We start from the raw sequence: 21,416 nt of genomic DNA on the forward strand, positions 1-21,416 counted from the left end.
ACACACGACGACGCCCGCCTGCCGGAGCGGCAGACGGGCGTCGGGGAGTGCGGTCGAGCGGGTGCGTCAGGCGCGCGCGCTCGCAGCGCGCGGAGGTTCTCCTTGTCGGCACCGAGCGCGGTGAGCAGCAGGAGCACACCGACGACGGCGTGGAACACGTTGTCCGTGGTGTTCAGCGCGAAGACGTTGGCCGAGGTGTCGACGAAGACGAAGCCGTACACCGCGAAGACGACGAGCAGGACCCCGACGAGCAGGACCCCGACGAGCAGGTTGCCGTTGCGCGATCCGACGGTGTTGCCGAGGCCGGTGATGAGCAGCACTGCGGCGAGCAGCACCCACACCAGGCAGAGCGCCGGGTTCACGCCGAACGCGTTCCACAGCATGCCGCCCTGGCGGTTGAAGAAGCCCGGGTCGCCGTCGGCGGCGAAGAAGAAGCCCAGGACGCCCCAGAGTGCGAGGACGCCGCCGGCCGTGAGTGCGAGACCCCGGTTCGGCGAGGCGATGATGCCCGGTTCCTTGATGGCCACTTCGGTTTCCTCCTCGTACACTGCCGACGCGACGTGCGTCGGTCCCGCGTGGTGCGACGGCCCGGCGGGGATCACCGATCCCCTCGTGTCAGCGCGCAGTGCGCGGCCGACGGGGGTGCGGTTCCCAGCCTCCGGCCGGTGCTCCAACGGTATCGTGTCGGACCCCGACCGACCCAATCGCAGCGCCGCCGCCAGTCGTGCGACGAGCCCGACGACGACCACCCCGAGGAGGACCAGCCCGGTGACCTTGACACCCGAGCGCAGTGCATCCGAGTCGCGCGGACCGTGGGTCTCGCGGCGGGTGCGGTGGGCTGCGCTGGCGGCTCTGGGGTTCGTGATCGTGCCTCTCGTTTACGGGGTCGCGGTGCTGACCCCGGTCGGTCAGAAAGCGGAGGACGCCGCGCTCGGCGGGGTCCGGGAGTCCGACCTGTTCAGTTCGGACACTGCGCTCAACGTCATCTCGGTGCCGGTGATCCTGTTGCTCGTCGTCGTGATCGTCGCCGTGGCGTTCGCCAGACGGCGGCTCTCGGTGGGACTCGGCGCGGGGGTCGTGGTGCTCGCGTCGGCGGCCACCTCGACGCTCGTCAAGCGTATCGCCGTGCGCCCTGAGATCGCTCAGTCGACGACGCCGAACTCGTTCCCGTCCGGGCACGCGACGATCGCGCTGGCGGCGCTGTTCGCCGTCCTGATGGTCACGCCTCGTCGGTTCCGCCCGCTGGTGACCATCGTCGGCGCCGGGTACGCGGTCTTCGTGGCGAACCAGACCGTGGTCTACGGCTGGCACCGGGTCAGCGACATCATCGGTGCCTGCGCGATCGCGATGTTCTGGCTCGGGATCGTCCGCGCGGTCGGGCCCCGGGTCGACCGCGGGCTCCGGGGCGACCGTGACGGTCGGCGGGGGCCGCGGCGGGTGGTGAGCGTCGTGCTCCTCGTCGCGACCGGGATCACGCTGGCGATCGGTGTCGCGGCGCTCGTGGTCGGCCTGACCGGCGGCGGCGCGCACGACCACGCCGCGATCCTGGTTGCGGGACGGCTGGCGTCCAGTGCGAGCGTCCTGTCGGTCGTGACGATCGTGTGGTTCCTCGACGGGATGCACCACGCCGCGCGAACCGACCCGGCCACGCTGCCGGCCGCCTGACGCGCGGAGCGGGAATGCTGACGCGTGCGCTACGTTGTACCCAGCAAGTCGATGCAAACGCATCGAAATCGCGAAAGGCGGCGCATCATGCAGTTCGGCATCTTCACGGTCAGTGACGTCACGACCGACCCCACGACCGGCACCACGCCGGACGACACCCAGCGCGTCCGCGACATCCTGACGATCGCCGAGCACGCCGACCAGGCCGGGCTCGACGTCTTCGCGACCGGCGAGCACCACAACCCGCCGTTCGTGGCCTCGTCGCCGACCACGCTGCTCGCCTACCTGGCGGCGAAGACGAAGGGCATCACCCTGTCCACGTCGACGACCCTGATCACCACCAACGACCCGGTGCGCATCGCTGAGGAGTACGCGATGCTCCAGGTCGTCTCCGACGGCCGCATGGACCTGATGATGGGCCGCGGCAACACCGGCCCCGTCTACCCGTGGTTCGGGCAGGACATCCGCCAGGGCGTCAACCTGGCGATCGAGAACTACGCACTCGTCCGCCAGCTGTGGGAGAACGACGTCGTCAACTGGCAGGGCAAGTTCCGCACGCCGCTGCAGGGCTTCACCTCGACCCCGCGTCCGCTCGACGGTGTCCCGCCGTTCGTCTGGCACGGCTCGATCCGCACGCCGGAGATCGCCGAGCAGGCCGCCTACTACGGTGACGGCTTCTTCCACAACAACATCTTCTGGCCGATCCAGCACACCGAGCAGATGGTCGGCCTGTACCGCCAGCGCTTCGAGCACTACGGGCACGGCCGCGCCGACCAGGCGATCGTCGGGCTCGGTGGGCAGTTCTTCGCGCGGAAGAACTCGCAGGACGCGATCAACGAGTTCCGGCCCTACTTCGACAACGCCCCGGTCTACGGTCACGGCCCCTCGATGGAGGACTTCACCGCCCAGACCCCGCTCACCGTCGGTTCGCCGCAGCAGGTCATCGACCGGTACGCGGCGATGAAGGACCACGTCGGCCACTACCAGCGCCAGCTGTTCCTCATCGACCACGCCGGTCTGCCGCTCAAGACGGTGCTCGAGCAGATCGACATCCTGGCGACGGACATCGTGCCGGAGCTGCGCAAGCTGAACGACGAGGGTCGCCCCGCCGACGTCCCGTCGGACCCGCCGTCGCACGCGGCACGTGCCGCTGCCGCGATGGCGGACGGCACCGTCGGCAGCGACCACGTCGCCGCCGAGGACGAGTGGACGGGCGCCTCCGTCTGACGCTCGCAGCGCTCGCATCGTGAGCAGGAATGGTCGGGTCCCGCGAGGTGACCCGACCATTGCTGCTCACCATGCGCGGTGGGCGCGGCCACGACCGGACGGGAGGCCCCGTGCCAGCTGGCACCGGGCCTCCCGTCCGTCTCGGCGCGTGTTCTCGGACCGCACCCGCTTCACGGGGTCAGCGACACTTCACGGGGTCGCTGGTGCGTGAGCTGTCGCTCAGCGCGTGAGTTCGGCGGCGGGCTCCGCGGCGGGGCGGGCCGGCACCAGCTTCAGGCCGACCACGCACCCGACGATGCCGGCGATGAACAGCAGGCGAAGGACGGTGACGGGCTCCGCGCCGGTGGCCATGCCCCACAGCACCGTGAGCGCGGCGCCGGTACCGGTCCACACCGCGTACGCCGTGCTGATCGGGATGTGCTTGAGGACGTAGCCGAAGGCGACCAGGCTGATCACGATCGTGACGGCGAACACGATCGTCGGTCGGAGCTCGGTGAAGCCGTCGCTCTCGCCCAGGGCGGTCGCCCAGACGGTCTCGAGTGCGGCGCTGACGAACAGGACGATCCACGCCACGTCAGCTCACCACCTTGAGGCCGATGACGCACGCCACCAGGCCGAAGACCAGGGCGAGGCGGGCGAGGGACGCGGCCTCCTGTCGGCGGAGGATCGCGACGACCACGGTCAGGGACGCCCCGATACCGACCCAGACGGCGTAGGCGGTGCCGACCGGGATGCTCTTCATCGCGAACGCCAACCCCACCATGCTCAGTGCCATCCCGGCGACGAACACGATCGTGGGGACGACCTTCTTGAAGCCGTTCGAGGCGCTGAGGGCGGTGGCCCAGACGGCCTCGAGCACGCCGCTGAGCACGAGGATTGCCCATGCCATGACGATGTCCTTTCCTGCTGGAGTCGTTCGTTCTCGTTGTCGTACGACTGTGCGACAACGACATCGACGGTAGCACGAGTTCGTACAACTGTGCGAGTATGGCGTCGTGGCCAGGAGCATGGACGTCGACGAACGGCGCCGCACCGTGTCCGAGGCGGCCTGCCGTGTCCTCGCCCGCGACGGCCTCGGGGCGCTCAGCGTGCGGAACGTCGCTGCCGAGGCCGGACTGCCGCCGAGCACGGTCCGCTACACGTTCCCGACCCAGGCGAGCGTCCGCGAGCACACCATCACGCTCGTGTTCGACCGGATCCGCGAGCGCATCGATGCCATCCCCGCTGACCTGACGCCGGCCCGACGGGCACGCCGGATCGTGCTCGAGCTGCTGCCCCTCGACGAGGAGCGGGTCATCGAGCTCGAGGTCTACCTGGCGCTCGGCAACGCCGCGCTCACCGACGTCGCGCTCCGGCCGACGCTCGACCGGACCGTCGCGGCGATGCGGACGTGGTGTGAGGAGATCCTCGGGTTGCTCGGCGTGCCGGCGGACGACCGGGAGTACGAGGCCTGCCGTCTGCACGCGCTCCTGGACGGGCTCGCGATGCAGGTCGTCCGACTGGCTCCGGGGGAGTCCGGCGACTGGGCGATCGACGTGCTCGACCGACACCTGGACGGCGTCACCGCGGGCTGAGCGCGCGGCCCCCTCGCACCGTGCGAGGGCGCGCGCGCAGCCCCGGGCAGGACGCGTCACCTATCCTGTCCCGGTGACGACGACCACGCGGCCGCCGCAGCGCACTCGGAGCCTCACCGGCCCCGGCCTGGTGCTGCTCGCCGTCGTGATCCTGCTGGGCATCCGGCTGTTCTCCCCGAGCATCGGGACGACCGGGCTGCCGGACGTCGTGCAGGACTTCCTCACGCTGGCGATCAGCGTCGTCGTCGAGTCCCTGCCGTTCGTGGTGCTCGGCATCGTGCTGTCGATCGTCGTCGAGGTCTGGGTGCCGGTCGGCGCGCTCGAGAAGGTCCTGCCGCAGAACGCCTTCGGCCGTCGCGCCGTGATCTCCCTGATCGGCATGCTGTTCCCGGTGTGCGAGTGCGGCAACGTCCCGCTCGCCCGAGGCCTGATGATGCGCGGGTTCACGCCGGCCGAGGCCGTCACGTTCCTCGTCGCGGCCCCGATCCTCAACCCGCTCGTCATCATCAGCACCGCGCAGGCGTTCGGCTGGTCCGGGTGGATCCTGCCGGTGCGCATCGTCGGCGGGTTCGTCATCGCGAACCTCGTCGGCTGGATCGTCGCCGCGCACCGCCGTCCGGCCGACCTGCTGCTCCCCGCCTTCGAGGCCCGGTGCCGTGCGGCCGTCGGAGCGCCCCGCGGCCTGCACCGCTGGCGGCAGAGCGCCGCACAGTTCGGCGGCGAGACGGCGACGATGATGCCGGCGCTGTTCGTCGGTGCCGGGCTCGCCGCGGCGATCCAGGTCGCTGTTCCCCGCTCGACACTGGTGGCCGTCGGCTCGAACCCGGTGCTGTCCGTCGCGGCGATGATGCTGCTGGCGATGACGGTGTCGCTCTGCTCGAACGTCGACGCCTTCTTCGCGCTGTCGTTCGCGTCGACGTTCCTGCCCGGGTCGATCACGGCCTTCCTGATCATCGGGCCGATCATCGACGTCAAGATGATCGCCCTGCTGCGCACGACGTTCCGGGTCCGCTTCCTGGTGCTGCTGTCCGTCGTGTGCGTCCTGTTCGCCGGAGCCGTCGGGTTGGTGATGAATGTCCTCGTCTGATGCACGCAGCAACGCGGCCGCGTACCTGGGTCTCGGGTCGGTGCTGGCCGCGGCGCTCTGCACGCTGTGGCTCGCGCTGGTCGGGCACCTCGACCTGTACATCAACCCGCGGTACTCGGTGTTCACGGTCGTGCTCGCCGCCGTCGGTGTGCCCGCGTCGATCGCCGGACTGGTGGCCACCGCCCGCGGGTACGGCCACACGCACGGTGACGAAGCGGACGAGCACCACGCCGACGCCCACGTCGCCGCTGATGCCCACGGGCACGACGCCGACGCCGACGCCCACGAGCCGCGCCCCGGCCGCGGTCGCGCCGTCCGCCTCGCCCTCGGCGGTGCCGCCGCCGTCGTCACGATCGGCGTCACCGTCGCGATGCTCGTCCTGCCGCCGACGACCCTGTCCGCCCGCACCGCCCAGCAGCGGAGCGTGGACTCCGCGACCCTGTCCAACGCGACCGGCTCCGAGTCCGCAGTGCAGCTGCTCGGCAGCGAGGGCGTCGACACCTCGCAGTACGGCGTCAAGGACTGGGCCGCGCTGATCCGGCAGACCACCGACACCACGGCCCTCGTCGGCAAGCCGGTCGAACTGTCCGGCTTCGTGGTGCCCGGCGACGACGGGTCCTTCACCCTCACCCGCTTCGTGATCAGCTGCTGCGCCGTGGACGCGCAACCGGTCGGCCTCGGCGTCGTGACCGGCGACGGCACCGGGACCGTCCCCGACGAGGGGCAGTGGGTCACCGTCCGCGGAGCCCTGGCCGCCAACCCGGACCAGTCCGCCGACGCCCGCATCGTCGTCAAGGCCGCGAAGATCACCGACATCGCGCAGCCCGAGGACCCGTATGAGTTCTGAGCGCCGCGGAGACCAGCCCCGCGAGCGGCGCAGAGACGAGCGCCGCGAGCGCCGCCCCGTCGCACACCGCTTCCACCGCCGGTACGTCGCCGTCGTGGTGGTCCTCGCCGTGGTCGCCGCGCTCGCCGCGGTCGTCGGCTCGCAGCAGGGCCCGCGGCTCCGCGACGTGTCCTACGACGCGACCGGCCTCGTCACCCGTCCGGCCCAGCGGGTGATCCTGACGGCGAACCAGGCGCTGCAGAAGGTCGCCGCCGCCGACGTCCGGGTCAGCCCGGCTGCGGCGCACACCGTGACCTCGAGCGGCAACACCATCGCGGTCGAGTTCGCCGGACCCCTGGCGTACGACCGCGAGTACACCGTGACGGTCGCGGACGTCCGGGCACCCGGGCAGCGCGCCACGTCCGACCTGACCGCGGCGATCCGCACCGGCAGCACCGACGTGCTCGCACTCGTGCCGGGGCAGGCCGGGGCGAAGGACCGCATCGTCCGGCGATCCCTCGACGCGGGCGGCGCCACCACCGTCCACGAGGGCACCGCGATCTCCGAGTACGCCCGGCTCGGCCGTTCCCTGGTGGTCGTGAGCGGCACGGACGCCAGCTCGTCCGTCGACATCGTGGCGCTGAGCGGTGGTGTGCAGGACGCCGACGCCCCCGTCGAACACCTCACCCTGCCGACTTCCGAGGGTCGCGTCACGGCGCTCCACGTGGCCGACGACGGTGCCTCGTTCGGGTTCGAGTACGCCGACACCTCGACCGGGCAGTCCCGGAACACCGGTCTGTACGTGGTCGACATGACGGGCACCCACATGCCCACGGCGATCGCGGCGGACGGCAAGCCGAAGACGGGCGCCGTGCCGATGACCGTCGGGCAGTGGGCCTACGTGCCGCGGACCGAGAGCGCGCTGGTCCGGACGGGCAGCGACGACCTGGTGCTCGTCGACATGAGCGGGCGTGCCGACCCGGTCCGGCTCGGCAGCGCCACCTACCTGCACGGCTTCGTCGGCACCGGCACCACGGCCGTCGTCGAGACGGGAACCGGTATCGAGCGGTTGGACCTGACCGACGGGTCGAAGTCGGCGCTGCAGGCGCCCGCCGCGAGCACCGATGCGGCCGTCCTCGGCCGCATCGCCCAGCTGTCGGACGACACGTACCTGCGGGTGCTGGGGGACGTGCGGTCGGACGGCACCATCGCGGCACGGATCGTGCGTGTGGACGGGGGACGGGCCTCCCGGCTGCCCGTGACGATCCCGGACGACGCGAGCGTCACCGCGGTCTGCCCGTCCCCGAACAGCCAGTTCGTCGCAGTCGCGACGAAGTCGGCGGCCGGCGAGCTCGTGAGCATCGTCGACGCGGCCTCCGGTGCGCTCGAGGCGAGCATCGACGCGGGCTCCGTCGACTGGTGCGGCGCGCTGCCGTCCGGCGACGAGGTCGGCTGACGGTCTCGAGACGACAGACTGGAGGCCCGGTACCAGCTGGTACCGGGCCTCCAGTCGTTCAGGTGGTGACGACTACGCCAGCGTGGCCGCGTCGATCACGAAGCGGTAGCGGACGTCCGAGGACAGCACGCGCTCGTAGGCCTCGTTGATCTGGTCGGCGCTGATGAGCTCGGTCTCCGGGAGGATCCCGTGCTCGGCGCAGAAGTCGAGCATCTCCTGGGTCTCCTGGATGCCGCCGATGGCGGAACCCGCCCAGCTGAGCCGACGCGGGATGAGCGCGAAGGCCGGCACCTCGAGCGGCTCGGACGGAGCGCCCACGTTGACGAGCGTGCCGTCGACCTTGAGCAGGCCGAGGTAGGCGCCCATCGGGATCTTCGCCGAGACGGTGTTGATGATCAGCTCGAAGGAGTTCGCGAGCTTCTCGAACGTCTCCGGGTCCTTCGTCGCGTAGTGGGCCTTCGCGCCGTAGCGGAGCGAGTCCTCCTGCTTGGAGGTGGTCTGCGACAGGACGGTGACCTCGGCGCCGAGCGCGACGGCGATCTTGACGGCCATGTGGCCGAGCCCGCCCATGCCGACGACGGCGACCTTGGTGCCGGGACCGGCGTTCCAGTGGTGCAGCGGCGAGTAGGTGGTGATGCCGGCGCAGAGCAGCGGCGCGACCTTCTCGATGTCGAGCGATTCGGGGACACGGAGGACGAAGTCCTCGTTCACCACGACGGCCTGCGAGTAGCCGCCCTGGGTGATCGAGCCGTCGGCCGGGTCGACGCTGGCGTAGGTGCCGATGTTGCCCTTGAGGCAGTACTGCTCCTGGCCGGCGACGCAGTTCTCGCACTCGCCGCACGAGTTCACCATGCAGCCGACGCCGACGCGGTCGCCGACCTTGTGCTTGGTGACGTTCTCGCCGACCTCGGTGACGTGGCCGACGATCTCGTGGCCGACGACCTGCGGGTACTGGATGGGACCCCACTCACCGCGGACGGTGTGGATGTCCGAGTGGCAGATGCCGGCGTAGGCGATGTCGATCGCGACGTCGTCCGGGCCGACGTCCCGGCGGGTGATGGTGGTCTTGACGAGCGGCTCGGTCGCTGACGGTGCCGCGTACGCGTTGACGGTGCGCAATGATCTCCTCGTGGGGGTGGTGCGTTGCGGGCCGGTTCCGGCCCGGAACCAGTGTGCGCGCAGCCGCGGCCGGGTGGGAGGTACAACCAGGACACCCCTGTGCCCGCCGACGGGCGCGTCGCGGTGCTCGCGTCGTTCTGCTCACTCAGGCGAGCCGGGCCAACCGCTGCCCCGCGATCGTGGCGAAGCGCAGCGGGTCGGCGAGGGCGTCGTCGGGCTCGCCGGTGGTCTGCGTCGCGAGCACGGTGAGCGACGCGGCTGCCGCGTAGTCGTCGAGCGGGGCCTCGATCGCGCCGGCGACGAGCATCGAGCGGGCACCGGGAGCGTGCGCCGCGGTCAGGTCGCGGACCACCGAGGGCACCTTGCCGACGGCGCTCTGGCCGTCGAAGCACCCTTCGCCGCTGATCACCACATCGGCACCGTCGAGCAGCGCCGGCAGCCCGAGGACCTCGGCGACGGCCGCGGCCCCACCGGCGAGCGTGGCGCCCCACACCAGCAGGCCGAACCCGACACCGCCGGCGGCTCCGGCGCCCGGGGTGTCCGGGTCGACGTCGGGGAAGCGTGCGGCCCAGGTTGCGAGTCGGTCGTCGAAGGACACCACACGGTCGGGCGCGATGCCCTTCTGCGGGCCGAAGACGGCGGCGGCACCGGTCGGACCGAGCAGCGGAGAGGTCACGTCGGTGAGCACGGTGACACCGAGCGGGGGAGCGCGCGGAGGCCGCCGGTGTCGGCTCCTTCGCTGTCGAGTCCGAGCGCCTCGAGCACTGGACGCCCGCCGTCGGTCGACGCGCTGCCCCCGATGCCGAGCACGAGCCCCGTCGCACCGGCGTCGAGCGCGGCGGCGATCGCTTCGCCGAACCCGCGGCTCGTCGCCGTGTCCGGCATCGGAGCGTCGAGCAGGGGGAGGCCGCTCGTCGCGGCGAGCTCCACCACCGCGCGGCCGTCGGGCAGCCGCAGCCAGTGGGTGGCGACCGGGGTGCCGGCCGGTCCGGTCACGGCGACGGGGACCCGGACGGCTCCGGGGACCGCGGACTCGAAGGCGTCGAGCGTGCCCTCGCCGCCGTCGGCCATCGGGACGAGCACCACGTCGTCGTCGGGGCGTTCGGTCAGCCAGCCGTCGTGGACCGCCGCAGCGATCGACGCCGCCGTCGCGGTGCCCTTGAACGAGTCCGGAGCCACGATGATGCGCACGGCTCCCACCGTAGTGGCCGGTCGCCAGACGCCGGCGTGCGTGCGAGACGCCTTCGTGTGCGCGTGTGCGCGTGTGCGCGTGTGCGCGTGTGCGCGTGTGCGAGACGCCGGCGTGTGCGCAGGACGCCTCGTTGTCCTCGAGACGCCTCCGGATCCGGCGGCGTCTCGACGACATGGCGGCGTCGAACGGACACGCCGGCGTCTCGCGAACGCCCGCGCGCTGGCCTCAGGGCGCGGGCACCGGCTCCGGCAGGGCGAAGCGCGGGTGCGGCGCCCCGCCCGTCGCGAGGTCCGCGAGCATCTCGCCCAGCAGCGGCGCGAACTTGAAGCCGTGCCCGGAGAACCCCGTCGCCACGGTCAGCGGCCCGACGCGGTCGATGACGAAGTCCTCGTCGGGGGAGTTGTCGTACAGGCAGCTGATGAACGTCGGCTTCGTCGCGTCGACCCCCGGCACGTACCGCGCGACGTACGCCTGCAGCCGCTCGGCCTCGGCCGGCACGGGCACGAAGTCCCGGTGGTCCGGGTCGACGACGGGGCCGGTGCCGTGGAACCCGACCTTGACGCCCTCGCCCGGCGTGAGCAGCCCGTACACGTCGTCGCCGTCGGCCCAGTGCACGAAGCTCGGCCAGGCCGCGTCCGGCAGGTGGCTGGGGAAGTGGGCCGGCTGCTCCTGGGTGACGCGGATGGCCGGGAGGCCCGCCCCGCGTCCGGCGAGCAGCCCGCCGACCAGCGTGGGGGCCCACGAGCCCACCGCGGCCACCACGGACGCGGTACGGACCGCGCTGCCGTCGGACAGCGCCACGGTGACGTCGTCACCGTGGTCCTCGAGCCCGGTGACCCGCGTGTCGAACCGCAGGTCGGCGAGACCGGTCCGTTCGGCCAGCGTCAGGAACACCTCGATCGTCCGGTCGGAGCGGATGCGCCCGGCGGAGGGATGGGTCAGCACGCGCCCCTCGAACGCGATGCCGGGCCAGCGTGCTGCCGCCTGGTCCGGGGTCAGTGACTCGTGCGGGATGTCCGCGTCGGCGAGGGCGGCGGCGATCGCGTCGACGACCTCGGGCCGACCGTGGTCGACGGCCCCCGTGCGGACGATGAGTTCCTCGCCGGCGGCGGCCTCGAGCGCTCCCCACAGTTCGAGGGCCCGGGTGGTCAGCGCGACGTACTCGGGGTCGGCGTATCCCTGCCGGAAGATCCGGGTCGCACCGTGCGAGGAACCGAGGTGGTGGCCGCGGGCGTGCTGTTCCACGAGCAGGACGCGCTCGCCGCGGGCGGTGAGGGCGTAGGCGGTCGCGGCGCCGACGACCCCGGCACCGATGACGACGTGCGTTGCCGGTGCGGGGATGGTCATGTCGAGATCGTAGTCGGGCACGCCGACCCCGACACGACCGTCCCCATCAGCCGCCCGAGGTCGGCACCGTGGTCCCGAGGCCTCGTTCGCGAGCGACTTCGAGCACCAGGGCGGCGACCGCCAGATCCTGCGCACCGAGCCCGACCGAGTCGAACACCGTGACCTGGTCGTCGTCGACCCGGCCGGCGGCACGTCCGACGATGACCTCGCCGAGCTCGGTCGGGTGGAGGTCCTGCGGGAGCGCGCCCTCGACGACGGCCTCGAGCAGGTCGCCCGACTTCGACCAGGCTGTGGCCCGGCTGTCGACGAACACCGTCCCACGCGCCATCGCGGGGCCGTCGAGCTCGCGGTGGGTGGGGCGCGGACGGGCGCCGACGGCGTTCACGTGCTGGCCCGCGTGCAGCCAACCGCCCTCGACGACCGGGCGTACCGACGGCGTGAGCGTGCACAGGACGTCGCACTCCTCGGCCACCTGGCGGGGACCGCCCACCACGGTGCACCGTCGAGCGAGGTCGTCACCGACGGCCTCGAGGAACCGACCGGTCGTCGCCGCGGAGCGAGACCAGAGGAGCACCCGTTCGAAGTGCCAGACCTTCGCGAACGCGCGCAGATGCTCGACGGCGAGGTTCCCGGCGCCCACGAGCCCCAGCGTCGTGTTGTGCGATCGAGCGAGGTGCTGTGTGGCCACGACCGACGCTGCCGCCGTCCGCGCTCGGGTGATGTCCTTGCCGTCCAGCACGCCCAGGCACTCGCCGGTCATCGCAGACGACACCAAGATGGTGGACCGCTGGGTCGGCAGGCCGCGGGAGGCGTTGTGCGGGATGTCCGCCATGAGCTTCACCGCCACCAGACCCAGCCGGTCGGACCGCACCGCCATCGGCAGGAACAGCGCATCGTCGGCACCGGACATGGCAACCGGGGCCGGTTGCTGCATCCGGCCTGCTCCGAGGTCGGCGTGGACGGCTTCGACGGCTTCGAGCACATCGACGTCCTCGAGCGCAGCAGCGACGTCGGACGCCTCGAGGACGAGCGTCACGAGACGGCGACGGCGCTCGGCGAACCGAGGAGTTCGTCGTACGACGGGACATGCGTCGTGAGTCCGCCGTCGAACAGGATCCGCATCCACCGGTCGGACGCATCACGGTCCACGACGGCGGAGTCCCACACGCCGCCCGCCGCCATCTCGTCGGCGGCTCGTCGGAGCAGTGACTGGTCCTTGTCCGGCCAGCGTGCTGCGAGCACGGCGGTGATCTCGGCGTCGGCGTGCCCAGCGGTGATCCGCTGCATGGCCGCAGCGATGCCGTCCATGAACCGGGGCACGCGGTCACCGAGTTCCTCGATGCGGTCGGTGCGGGTGTAGTAGACGCTGTTCGGCATCACCCCGCCGGCATCGAGGTGCCGGAAGACGATCGACCCGCCGCCGGCCGCCACGAGCTCCTCGGCGGAGACGAGGTCGAGGATGATGGCGTCACCGAGGCCTCCCCGGTAGAGCTCCACGAGCATGGCGGTCGACAGGTCGCGGACGAAGCGGGTCGCTGCGACGTCGAAACCGGCTTCGCGGACGAGCCCCGCCGTGAACTCGTACGGCGCGCTGCCGCCCGCACCCGGCGCGAGCACGACCTTCCCCGCGAGCCAGTCCAGGGTGATCGGGGCAGTCTCGTTCCGCGCGACGATGGTCATCGGGAAGGCGTTGTTCAGCTGTCCGACGACCGACAACTCACGGGCGGTGCCGGCGTACATCGCCGGCACCCAGAGGCCCCCGAGCGCGAGGTGGGCTGCACCCGAGTCGATGTCGTCGAGGACGCCCGTCCACGGGTCGCAAGCGGTGGCGGTCACGGTGAGTCCGCGTTCGGCGAAGAGGCCGCCCAGGTCGGCGACGTACTCGGGCAGGTAGTTGAGGCCGTTCGCGGTCGCCGAGATCTGCAGGGTGTCCATGGTGGTGCTCCGTTCGTGGTGTGCGGTATGCCGGGCGTTCCCCGGCACACCGCTGGATCGTGTGGGTGGATCGGGTGGTTCAGGTGGACCTGGCGGTGAGGACGTTCTCGTTCACGTCCTCGAGGGACCGACCGCGCGTCTCGGGAGCGAACCGCGACGCGATCACGAGCACCGCGTACATGGCTGCCGCGAGTCCGAAGACACCGGCGAAGGCCCAGGAACCGTAGAGCGCGATCGCGGCGAAGGGCATCACGGCGCCGGCGATGTTGCCGATCCCGTTCACGATCGAGGCGCCGGACGCTCGGATCGCCGTGGGGTAGACCTCGGCGGTCCAGGCCGCGAGCGTGGTGTTCGTCAGCATCGTGAAGAACTGGAACAGTGCGCCGAGGGCGAGGATCGCGCCGGTGTCGTTCCCGAACGCTGCGAACGCCAGTGCGGTCAGACAGCCCAGGACCCCCGCGGTGGCGATCAACGGTCGACGCCCGATGCGGTTCGCGAGCAGGGCGGCGGCGGTGCACCCGAGGAGCGAGCCGACGTTCATGATCATCGTGTACAGCAGACTCTGCGAGACGGAGTACCCGCGTTCGACGAGCAGCGTGGGCATGAGGAAGTTCAGCGTGACCTGCACCCCGAAGGCCATCCACGACGCGACCCCGATGGCGATCGTCCGGCGCAGGACCAGCCGGTGGAACACAGCTGCGGGTGAGGCGTGCAAGGACACCGGCGGGAGATCTGCAGGGCTGAGCCGGACGGGGCCGACGGCGTCCGCAGGCGGTGTCAAGGTGTTCGAGGCGAGGACCGCGAGCGAGCGGTTCGCGTCGTCGATCCGGCCCTTCGAGAGGAGCCAGCGCGGCGTCTCGGGCAACTTGCGCCGGTACAGGACGACGAACAGCGCGGGGAGCGCCAGGATCACGAAGCTCCAGCGCCAGACGTGGTCGTCGCCGCCGAGCGGGACGGCCAACGGGCCGAGGAGGAGCAGGAAGAGGCCGTAGGAGATGAAGTTCCCGATGCCGCCTGCACCGACGTTGATCGTGGCGATGAGTCCGCCCCGGTACCGGGTCGCGACCATCTCGGACAGCATCGCGATGCCGATCATGAACTCACCGCCGACGCCGATGCCGACGATGAAGCGGCTGACCAGCAGCATCTCGAAGTTCGGGGAGGCAGCGCTCAGCAGGCCGCCCAGCGTGTAGACGAGCAGGTTCAGGCCGAGTGAGAACCGGCGGCCGTAGCGGTCGGCGAGCCAACCGGCGAGGAGCCTGCCGACCAACCCACCGACGACGGTCGCGGTGTTGATGGTGGAGAGCTGGACGTCGCCGATCGCGAGGGAGGCCTTGATGTTGGTGGCCATCGCGCCGATGGAGTTCTGCTCGAGGGTGTCGAAGAACTCACCGGCGAGGATGAGCATGAGGACCCAGAACTGGGCTCGTGTGAACCCGATCGAGTCGAGTGCGGAGCCGACGCCTCCGGAAGGCTGGTCGGTGGTGGTGCGTGTTGGTGCGGTGGAGCGCGTTACAGCAGACATTCGTAACTCCAGCGGGGAAGAGTGAGCGGTGCACCGTGCGGTCACTCTTTTGTATACGAAAAGCTGTTTCGGGCTGGTTTCGACTGCAAGACGTTTCGTGACGTCTCCTGTTTGAACCGCACCAAGTGGGGCATGCGGCCGGGGCTCCCGTTTGCGCGCGAACCGACGTCGTATACGTTCTACGCGCTGAGTTCGCGGTAGATCGCTTCGTCGCGACGCAGGTGCTCGTCCATCAGCAGCCCTGCCTGAACCGACGCTCCCCGCAGGATCGCGTTCGCGACGGCGGCGTGGTCCCCGCTGCTCGCGGCGACCTCTTCACGCGTCACGCGCTCGAAGGCCCAGGCGGTCTGGTGGATGAGCTGTTCGATCATCGTCTCGAGCCGGGTGTTCCCGGATGCCCGGGCCACCAGGCCGTGGAAGGCGAACCGGGGCGACTGGGCCTCGACCTCCTGGTCGGAGCGGCCCTCGTGGCCGACCGCCCGGAGCAGGTCCGCGCAGTCGCCGCCCGTCCGGTCGGCCGCGAGCTCGGCGGCGAGGACCTCGAGCCCGCGCCGGATCTGCATCAACTCGATGACGACCTCGGTGGAGGAATCCGCGACCCGGACGCCCTTGAACTTCTCGGCGACGACGAAGCCCTCGGTCTCCAGCTGCCGGAGGGCTTCGCGGACAGGGACCCGGGAGACGCCGAAGCGCTCCGCGAGCACGTCTTCCTTGAGTCTCGAGCCACGTGCGAGCGAGCCGCTGATGATCTCGGCCCTGATGGCCTTGAGGACCGATGCCGGCTTGGACTCCACGGTTCGATCGTAGTTGGAGCGAGTGACGGGAATCGAACCCGCGCTACCAGCTTGGGAAGCTGGAGTTCTACCATTGAACTACACTCGCGCGCCCCGCAGAACGGGACTCGGCAAGCCTAGCGGATTCTCGCCTGGAAGCCAGCCGACCGCGCACCGTACGCCGTCTCGCCGGCGCGTGTCGTGCCTCCCGAGTCTCCGCTGTGAGGGTGCGAGCCTGACGGACAGGTGTCGCCCCCGTGTGTACCGTCCAGGGAGTTCCAGCCCCGAACCGAGGAGGACCCGGATGGTCAGGCATCCCCTCATCGACGACGTGGTCGGCTCGGCGATCGTGGTCGAGTCAGCCTCGCCCGTCGTGTGGCTGACCGATGCGTTCGCCTCGCTGCTCCGCCGGTCGGCGGACGCCGGACGGACGGTCGTGCTCCGCACCGGCCGGGCCGCGGCCATCACCCCGGCACTCCGGCACGCGCTCGGCGCGTACGGTGCCGCGTGGGCGGTGTCCGACTTCGACGGCACACTGCGTGACGGCCGGACCGGCGTCGCCGCATCGGACATCGAGGACTTCGTGCACCGCGGCCCCGAACTCGTGGGCACCCCGTCGCCCGAGCACCCGGTCTCGGCTGACTCGGTGCGACAGATCAGCATCGACCTGACCCTCCGGCACCACCCCGGCCGCGCGGTCGACATGGGCTCCGCGATCGAGGCGTTGTGCCACACCGTCGGCACCTGCCCGACCCGGTGGGGCACCGCCGAACCGCTCACCGTGCCCTGGGACCGCTGGGTCGTGACGCAGTACGCGAAGCACGAAGCGCCCGGTATCTCGACCTCGTACGCCGTCGGCGAGGGGTTCTCCGCGACGATGACCGCGCACCTGGTCGGCGGGGTCGTCGTCGAGACGATGTCCGCCGTGCTCACCGTGCCCGAGGAGAACACCGACCCGGGGCTGGCGAACCGGATGTTCGACGCCGTGCAACGGGTCGCCGACCAGGTCGTCCCCGTGTTCGGCGTCGTCATGCAGCGCCGCGGGGACGCCGACCACCTGGTGCGGGCCGTCTCGCACGGCGAACCGTCGCCGCTCGCCGTCGTCGTGGGCCCCGAGGCCGCGGGCTTCCTGGACCGCGACGGCGTCTGGCCACCGCCGCGCACCACGACCGCGACGTTCGCAGCCGGCTCCGGGCCGGCCGCCCGTCCGGGTGCCGACGCAGCCGACGACGGTGGGATGATCGTCCGCTTCGAGGACGGCTGGGAAGCGCTCGAGTCGTTCCTCGACCGCATCGACGAGGACCGCTTCCTGCAGCTGGTCGGTGGCGCACCGCTCGACCCCGCGCACGACGAGGGCACGCTCGACGGCCACGTCCGCGACGACCGGATGGTGGGCGGTCACGGTGCCGCGTGACGTCACCATCCTCTGCCGCCAGCCGGTCGAGACGCGCGAGGTGGCGGAGGCGCTCCTGCTGCACGACGAGACCTGGGGCGTCCGGGCGCTCGACGACGGCCCGATGATGCAGGTCTGCCGCGACGCCACGCACCCGGTGATCACCGTGCTCGGCGTGCGCCGGGTGGACTCCTTCGACGAGGTCGAGCGGATCCTGCCGGACGCCCCGACCCTGGCGACGCCGCTGTGGTGGGTCGACACCGTGACCCCCGCGGGCCCGGACGGGGAATCGGGGATCTCGGCCGCGCTCGAGGCCGCGATGGACCTCGACGCGGTCTGCATCGTCCACGGGGACTGACCGGGGCCGTGCCTGCCGTGTGGCCGGTACCGCGGGTCAGTCCCGCTTGCTCATCGCTGCCAGGCGCTCGTTGTAGGCCTTGAGGTCGGCGTCACCGTCGCGGTCGGCCTTGCGGTCCAGGCGCTTCGCGTCGCGCTTGTCCGAGCGCATCCAGTTCCGGACGACGAGCAGGGCCACGAACACCATCGGGAGCTCGAAGCGCCCCAGGCGATGCCGCCGCCGGTGTGCTGGTCGTCGAGCAGTGCGGCGTCGTTCGTCTGGCCCAGCGCGTGGAACCAGTCGACCGCGAACACCGACTGCGACGTCATGACCGCGACGCCGAAGAACGCGTGGAACGCCAGGGTGGCCAGCAGGGTGATGATGAGCATCGGGTACGGCGGGCGCTGCGGGCCCGGGTCGACGCCGACGAAGACCCAGAAGAACAGGTAGCCGCTCAGGACGAAGTGGATGATCATCGCGACGTGCCACTCGTGCGACTGCATCGCGGCCTGGTACGCCGGCGTGAAGTAGAAGACCACGAGGGACCCGGCGAAGATGATGCCCGCGACGGCGGGCTTGCCGAGGAACTGCATCCAGCGAGAGTGCACGAAGAGCATGAGCCACTCGCGGGCACCGCGTGAACCGTCGTTCCGGACCGGCAGGGTGCGGAGCGCGAGCAGCACCGGGCCACCGAGCACGAGCGGCAGCGGGACGAACATCATCAGCAGCATGTGCTGGAGCATGTGCGACGAGAAGTGGATCATGCCGTACACGGCAGGGCCGGCCGACGTGGTCCAGATGAACAGGGCGCAGCCGATCAGCCAGGCGATCGTGCGACCGACGGGCCAGGCGTCGCCGCGCTTCCGGAGCTTGCGCACCGCCAGCAGGTACCAGACGGCCCCGACGACGGCCAAGCCGAGCCACACCCAGTCGATGTGCCACTGGGTCAGGTAGGTCTGCGTGGTCTGCGCCGGCGGGAACGGGAACCCGATCAGGCCGGAGCGGGTGTCCTCGCCCGTCGCCGGGGTCTGCGGGATCGGGGGCTGCGAGCGGGACACGGCGACCGAGACGCCGATCGCCACGGCCATGAACACGATCTCGGCCAGCGCGAACCGGGTGAACAGGCGGCGGTCGAGCGGCGCGCGGAGGAGCCCGGGCACGAGCTTCCGGCGCTGCACGATCCCCGCGACGCCGAGCAGTACGAGGATGAGCGCCTTGACGGTGATGAGCCAGCCGTACGTCGTGGTGACGAGGTCGAGCGGGCCGGTCAGACGCAGCGACGCGTTGACGATGCCGGAGAACGCCACGGCCCCGAACGACCACCCGGCGAGCGTGGAGTACCGGGCGATCACGCGTCCGGTCGCGCCCTTGGTGCGGGTGCGGAGCAGGACCACGGCGACCAGGCCGCCGGCCCACACGCACACCCCGACCAGGTGGATCGCGAGCGAGTTCACCGCGTTGGCGTGCTCGAGCGACCCGGCGGCGTGGCCGGACAGGGCCAGGGGGAGCAGGGCGAACAGGCCGATCACGGTGGCGAACGCCAGGGTCGTCACCCGGGTGGCGAAGGCGGCGACCACCGTGGCGACCAGGATCGCGGCAGCCGACACCACGAGCGCCTGGCCGATCTCGACCTGGAACGCGAAGAGCATGAAGTTGCGGGCGAACACCGGGCTGGTGAGCGGGACACCGAGGGTGTTCGCGCCGGTCAGGACGATGCTCACCGCGGCCGCCAGGAACCAGACGGCGCCGGTCGCCGCGGCCCACCGGGTGGCCCGGTGCTGCACGCTCGACAGGGCGCCGTGGTCCTTCTTCTGCGCGGGCAGCGCGAACGCCGCGACGATGAGGAGCCCGATGGTCAGCGCCGCCATCGTGTCGTGCACGACGCGGGCGATCGGCAGGCCGTACTCGACGACGTCGCCGGCGGACACCAGCTGCTGACTCGCGCTGAAGGCACCGGTGATCGTCAGCCCGAGGATCGAGCACGCGACGGCGAGCGGGATCGCGATGACGAGGACCGTCGCGACGGTGGACGAGCGCCCGGTGGTGGGGGCGGCGTCCGGCGCTGACCCGGTGGGCTGGGTTTCGGGTGACGTGACGGTCATGACCGTCCAATGGTAGGCGTGTCGGCTGGCAACCGGCCCCTCGGGTGCGCGCTCAGACCCGCCGTTCCCAGATGCCCTCGCAGCCGACGCCGACGAACCCGACGGCCTCGTTCACGTCGAGCATGTGGCGGTTCTCCTCCGCGTTGAACGTGATGATCGACGGGTGCCCCGGATGCTCCCGCTCGACGGCCTCGATCCCGACCGCCTTCAGGAGCCATCCGAGCCGCTGCCCACGGTGCTCACGGACGACGAGGGTGTCGCCCTGCATGACCGGCTGCGCGAGGGGACCGGGGACGGCGAGCTGGGTGAACCCGACGAGCGACCCGGTCGAGGTGTCCTCGACCACGACCGTGCGCATCGTGCGGGGCCCGTCCTCGAGGTGCTGCTCGTGTGTCCGGAGCCGCTCGACCGTCCAGGCGTCCTCGGGCTCGGTCATGTCGCCCGACGGGGCGTCGGTGCTCATCCGGGTCAGCAGGAGCGCGAGGTCCGACTGCCACCGATCGGGTGTCGGACCTGTCCAGGTGTGCACGCGGTGGTGGTCACCCGACGCCGCGGTCGCAGCCGCACGGACGCCGGCCACCGCGGCCTCGGCAGCCGGGAGTGCGAGACGGCTGATCCGGTTGACCTGCCCGAGCCGCCAGCCTCGACCGGTCAGGAACCGGACCGCTGCCTCGTCCTCCGGGACGGCCCCGAACCCGGTGGGGGCCTGTCGGTACCCGGGGCCGGATGCCGGCCCGACCTGTCGTGAGACCGCGTAGGTCTTCCACTGCGTGCGTCCCTGACCGCGAGCGACGTCCTCCAGGTGTTCGGCCAGGAGCGTTCCCACGCCGCGACGTCGGTGTTCGGGTGCCACGCTGACCGCGATCCAGCAGTTCGGGGCGGCCGGGTCCACCTTCGAGTCGTACGAGCCGGCTCCGACCGCGGTCCCCTCGTCGTCGCGGACCAGGAACAGTCGGCTGGGTGCGTCCGGGTCGAGCAGGTACGGCAGCTGTTCCTCGGGGGTCCAGAGCAGCTCGGGCAGGTGCGTGGTCGCGACCTCGGCCCGGTTCTGCACGTCGACCCACTCACGGAACACCGAGACGACGGCCGGGTCGTCGTCCATGGTGGCGGGCACCGTGATCTCGTCGACGGTGTACGTGGTCATCACTGCTCCGAACGCCGCCCGCCCGGGTGGTGGGCAGCCTGGCAGCATACCGGCGCGACGCCCGCTGCCGCTAGGCTTCCTCCGTGCTGCTCTCCGACCGCGACATCACCGCCCAGCTCGCCGAAGGCCGGATCGGCCTCGACCCGTACGACGCCTCGCTCGTGCAGCCGTCGAGCATCGACGTCCGGCTCGACAAGTTCTTCCGGCTGTTCGACAACCACAAGTACCCGCACATCGACCCCGCGGTGGACCAGCCCGACCTGACCCGCCTGGTCGAGACCGACCCGGACGAGGCGTTCGTGCTGCACCCGGGCGAGTTCGTCCTCGGCTCCACGTTCGAGGTCGTGACGCTGCCCGATGACATCGCGGCGCGGCTCGAGGGCAAGAGCTCGCTCGGTCGCCTCGGCCTCCTGACCCATTCGACGGCGGGCTTCATCGACCCCGGGTTCTCCGGGCACGTGACGCTCGAGCTGTCGAACGTGGCGACGCTGCCGATCAAGCTGTGGCCGGGGATGAAGATCGGGCAGCTCTGCTTCTTCCAGCTGTCGAGCCCGGCCGAGAAGCCCTACGGCTCCGCCGAGTACCAGTCCCGCTACCAGGGTCAGCGGGGCCCGACCGCGTCCCGCTCGGCGCAGAACTTCCACCGGGCGGACGTCTCCGACCCGCGCTGACGAGCGTCGGACCGTACCGTTTCGTCCGGGCTTGCACAGACCC

At 71.2% G+C, this 21,416-nt stretch carries 21 protein-coding genes, 1 tRNA gene and 1 pseudogene; 9 read left to right on the forward strand and 14 right to left on the reverse strand.

Annotated features, from left to right (window positions below):
* Positions 1-125 precede the first annotated feature (125 nt).
* Positions 126-749 (reverse strand): annotated as a pseudogene (locus tag ACZZ9K_RS12650) (DUF4383 domain-containing protein); the annotation flags it as partial.
* A gap of 19 nt (positions 750-768) precedes the next feature.
* Here ACZZ9K_RS12650 and ACZZ9K_RS12655 point away from each other — a divergent pair.
* Both ACZZ9K_RS12655 and ACZZ9K_RS12660 read left to right on the forward strand, forming a co-directional pair.
* Entirely contained in the window at positions 769-1,665 is an 897-nt protein-coding gene (locus ACZZ9K_RS12655; RefSeq protein ID WP_463444222.1) for a phosphatase PAP2 family protein, read from the forward strand.
* A gap of 87 nt (positions 1,666-1,752) precedes the next feature.
* The gene (locus tag ACZZ9K_RS12660) at positions 1,753-2,892 is read left to right on the forward strand and encodes a CE1758 family FMN-dependent luciferase-like monooxygenase (RefSeq protein ID WP_463444223.1); all 1,140 of its coding nucleotides are present in this window, start codon (positions 1,753-1,755) and stop codon (positions 2,890-2,892) included.
* Between the two features lie 219 nt (positions 2,893-3,111).
* Here ACZZ9K_RS12660 and ACZZ9K_RS12665 read toward each other — a convergent pair whose 3' ends face one another.
* A complete protein-coding gene (locus ACZZ9K_RS12665; protein WP_071246233.1) occupies positions 3,112-3,465 on the reverse strand; it encodes a DMT family transporter in 354 nt (117 codons plus the stop codon).
* A 1-nt stretch (position 3,466) separates the two neighbouring features.
* Positions 3,467-3,781: a DMT family transporter gene (locus tag ACZZ9K_RS12670; RefSeq protein ID WP_138802440.1), complete on the reverse strand. Its 315-nt coding sequence runs from the start codon at positions 3,779-3,781 to the stop codon at positions 3,467-3,469.
* A gap of 106 nt (positions 3,782-3,887) precedes the next feature.
* On the opposite strand from ACZZ9K_RS12670, the gene ACZZ9K_RS12675 reads away from it, so the two are divergent.
* The 4 genes from ACZZ9K_RS12675 to ACZZ9K_RS12690 all read left to right on the forward strand — a co-directional run bounded on the left by ACZZ9K_RS12675 (position 3,888) and on the right by ACZZ9K_RS12690 (position 7,835).
* Positions 3,888-4,466 carry a TetR/AcrR family transcriptional regulator gene (locus ACZZ9K_RS12675; RefSeq protein ID WP_260678789.1) on the forward strand — a complete coding sequence of 193 codons (579 nt, stop codon included), beginning with the start codon at positions 3,888-3,890 and terminating at the stop codon, positions 4,464-4,466.
* 73 nt (positions 4,467-4,539) lie between these two features.
* On the forward strand, positions 4,540-5,553 hold the full coding sequence (locus ACZZ9K_RS12680) for a permease (protein WP_138802441.1): 1,014 nt from the start codon (positions 4,540-4,542) through the stop codon (positions 5,551-5,553).
* Complete coding sequence (locus ACZZ9K_RS12685; RefSeq protein ID WP_138802442.1) at positions 5,540-6,400, forward strand: TIGR03943 family putative permease subunit; 861 nt, start codon at positions 5,540-5,542, stop codon at positions 6,398-6,400. The genes ACZZ9K_RS12680 and ACZZ9K_RS12685 overlap by 14 nt, the downstream gene beginning before the upstream one ends.
* The gene (locus tag ACZZ9K_RS12690) at positions 6,390-7,835 is read left to right on the forward strand and encodes a hypothetical protein (RefSeq protein WP_463444224.1); all 1,446 of its coding nucleotides are present in this window, start codon (positions 6,390-6,392) and stop codon (positions 7,833-7,835) included. The genes ACZZ9K_RS12685 and ACZZ9K_RS12690 overlap by 11 nt, the downstream gene beginning before the upstream one ends.
* Positions 7,836-7,907: 72 nt before the next feature.
* Here the strand turns inward: ACZZ9K_RS12690 and ACZZ9K_RS12695 are convergent, their stop codons facing one another.
* The 9 genes from ACZZ9K_RS12695 to ACZZ9K_RS12735 form a co-directional block, all read right to left on the reverse strand.
* Positions 7,908-8,954, reverse strand: a complete 1,047-nt coding sequence (locus tag ACZZ9K_RS12695) for an NAD(P)-dependent alcohol dehydrogenase (protein ID WP_071404920.1) — start codon at positions 8,952-8,954, stop codon at positions 7,908-7,910.
* 145 nt (positions 8,955-9,099) lie between these two features.
* Entirely contained in the window at positions 9,100-9,630 is a 531-nt protein-coding gene (locus ACZZ9K_RS12700; RefSeq protein WP_463444225.1) for a glycerate kinase, read from the reverse strand.
* A complete protein-coding gene (locus ACZZ9K_RS12705; RefSeq protein WP_463444226.1) occupies positions 9,627-10,145 on the reverse strand; it encodes a glycerate kinase in 519 nt (172 codons plus the stop codon). The genes ACZZ9K_RS12700 and ACZZ9K_RS12705 overlap by 4 nt, the downstream gene beginning before the upstream one ends.
* 226 nt (positions 10,146-10,371) lie before the next feature.
* The gene (locus tag ACZZ9K_RS12710; protein ID WP_463444227.1) at positions 10,372-11,493 is read right to left on the reverse strand and encodes an FAD-dependent oxidoreductase; all 1,122 of its coding nucleotides are present in this window, start codon (positions 11,491-11,493) and stop codon (positions 10,372-10,374) included.
* Between the two features lie 46 nt (positions 11,494-11,539).
* Positions 11,540-12,529, reverse strand: coding sequence for an ornithine cyclodeaminase family protein (locus ACZZ9K_RS12715; protein WP_463444228.1), 990 nt, complete (start codon positions 12,527-12,529; stop codon positions 11,540-11,542).
* The gene (locus tag ACZZ9K_RS12720; protein ID WP_071246316.1) at positions 12,526-13,428 is read right to left on the reverse strand and encodes an ABC transporter substrate-binding protein; all 903 of its coding nucleotides are present in this window, start codon (positions 13,426-13,428) and stop codon (positions 12,526-12,528) included. The genes ACZZ9K_RS12715 and ACZZ9K_RS12720 overlap by 4 nt, the downstream gene beginning before the upstream one ends.
* A gap of 79 nt (positions 13,429-13,507) precedes the next feature.
* Positions 13,508-14,953 carry an MFS transporter gene (locus ACZZ9K_RS12725; protein WP_260678791.1) on the reverse strand — a complete coding sequence of 482 codons (1,446 nt, stop codon included), beginning with the start codon at positions 14,951-14,953 and terminating at the stop codon, positions 13,508-13,510.
* 179 nt (positions 14,954-15,132) lie between these two features.
* The gene (locus ACZZ9K_RS12730) at positions 15,133-15,747 is read right to left on the reverse strand and encodes a GntR family transcriptional regulator (RefSeq protein ID WP_138802448.1); all 615 of its coding nucleotides are present in this window, start codon (positions 15,745-15,747) and stop codon (positions 15,133-15,135) included.
* Positions 15,748-15,761: 14 nt separating this feature from the next.
* A tRNA-Gly gene (locus tag ACZZ9K_RS12735) sits at positions 15,762-15,835 on the reverse strand.
* A 195-nt stretch (positions 15,836-16,030) separates the two neighbouring features.
* Here ACZZ9K_RS12735 and ACZZ9K_RS12740 point away from each other — a divergent pair.
* Both ACZZ9K_RS12740 and ACZZ9K_RS12745 read left to right on the forward strand, forming a co-directional pair.
* Complete coding sequence (locus ACZZ9K_RS12740) at positions 16,031-17,140, forward strand: DUF6177 family protein (protein ID WP_463444229.1); 1,110 nt, start codon at positions 16,031-16,033, stop codon at positions 17,138-17,140.
* Positions 17,130-17,477: a hypothetical protein gene (locus ACZZ9K_RS12745; RefSeq protein WP_027464937.1), complete on the forward strand. Its 348-nt coding sequence runs from the start codon at positions 17,130-17,132 to the stop codon at positions 17,475-17,477. The genes ACZZ9K_RS12740 and ACZZ9K_RS12745 overlap by 11 nt, the downstream gene beginning before the upstream one ends.
* A gap of 50 nt (positions 17,478-17,527) precedes the next feature.
* On the opposite strand, the gene ACZZ9K_RS12750 is transcribed toward ACZZ9K_RS12745, so the two are convergent.
* The gene (locus tag ACZZ9K_RS12750) at positions 17,528-19,558 is read right to left on the reverse strand and encodes a cytochrome c oxidase assembly protein (RefSeq protein WP_463444230.1); all 2,031 of its coding nucleotides are present in this window, start codon (positions 19,556-19,558) and stop codon (positions 17,528-17,530) included.
* Between the two features lie 52 nt (positions 19,559-19,610).
* Positions 19,611-20,702, reverse strand: coding sequence for a GNAT family N-acetyltransferase (locus ACZZ9K_RS12755; protein ID WP_463444231.1), 1,092 nt, complete (start codon positions 20,700-20,702; stop codon positions 19,611-19,613).
* 83 nt (positions 20,703-20,785) lie between these two features.
* Here ACZZ9K_RS12755 and dcd point away from each other — a divergent pair, with 83 nt between their 5' ends.
* A complete protein-coding gene (gene dcd, locus ACZZ9K_RS12760) occupies positions 20,786-21,373 on the forward strand; it encodes a dCTP deaminase (RefSeq protein WP_027464935.1) in 588 nt (195 codons plus the stop codon).
* Positions 21,374-21,416 lie beyond the last annotated feature (43 nt).

The organism is Curtobacterium sp. AC268 (assembly GCF_979258745.1).

Bases quoted from the DNA above. Each gene is read 5' to 3' on its own strand.
- ACZZ9K_RS12710 (WP_463444227.1), bottom strand. From the start codon at position 11,493: ATGACCATCCCCGCACCGGCAACGCACGTCGTCATCGGTGCCGGGGTC.
- ACZZ9K_RS12725 (WP_260678791.1), bottom strand. From the start codon at position 14,953: ATGTCTGCTGTAACGCGCTCCACCGCACCAACACGCACCACCACCGAC.
- ACZZ9K_RS12670 (WP_138802440.1), bottom strand. From the start codon at position 3,781: ATGGCATGGGCAATCCTCGTGCTCAGCGGCGTGCTCGAGGCCGTCTGG.
- ACZZ9K_RS12755 (WP_463444231.1), bottom strand. From the start codon at position 20,702: ATGACCACGTACACCGTCGACGAGATCACGGTGCCCGCCACCATGGAC.
- ACZZ9K_RS12660 (WP_463444223.1), top strand. From the start codon at position 1,753: ATGCAGTTCGGCATCTTCACGGTCAGTGACGTCACGACCGACCCCACG.
- ACZZ9K_RS12750 (WP_463444230.1), bottom strand. From the start codon at position 19,558: ATGACCGTCACGTCACCCGAAACCCAGCCCACCGGGTCAGCGCCGGAC.
- ACZZ9K_RS12720 (WP_071246316.1), bottom strand. From the start codon at position 13,428: ATGGACACCCTGCAGATCTCGGCGACCGCGAACGGCCTCAACTACCTG.
- ACZZ9K_RS12690 (WP_463444224.1), top strand. From the start codon at position 6,390: ATGAGTTCTGAGCGCCGCGGAGACCAGCCCCGCGAGCGGCGCAGAGAC.
- ACZZ9K_RS12740 (WP_463444229.1), top strand. From the start codon at position 16,031: ATGGTCAGGCATCCCCTCATCGACGACGTGGTCGGCTCGGCGATCGTG.
- ACZZ9K_RS12685 (WP_138802442.1), top strand. From the start codon at position 5,540: ATGTCCTCGTCTGATGCACGCAGCAACGCGGCCGCGTACCTGGGTCTC.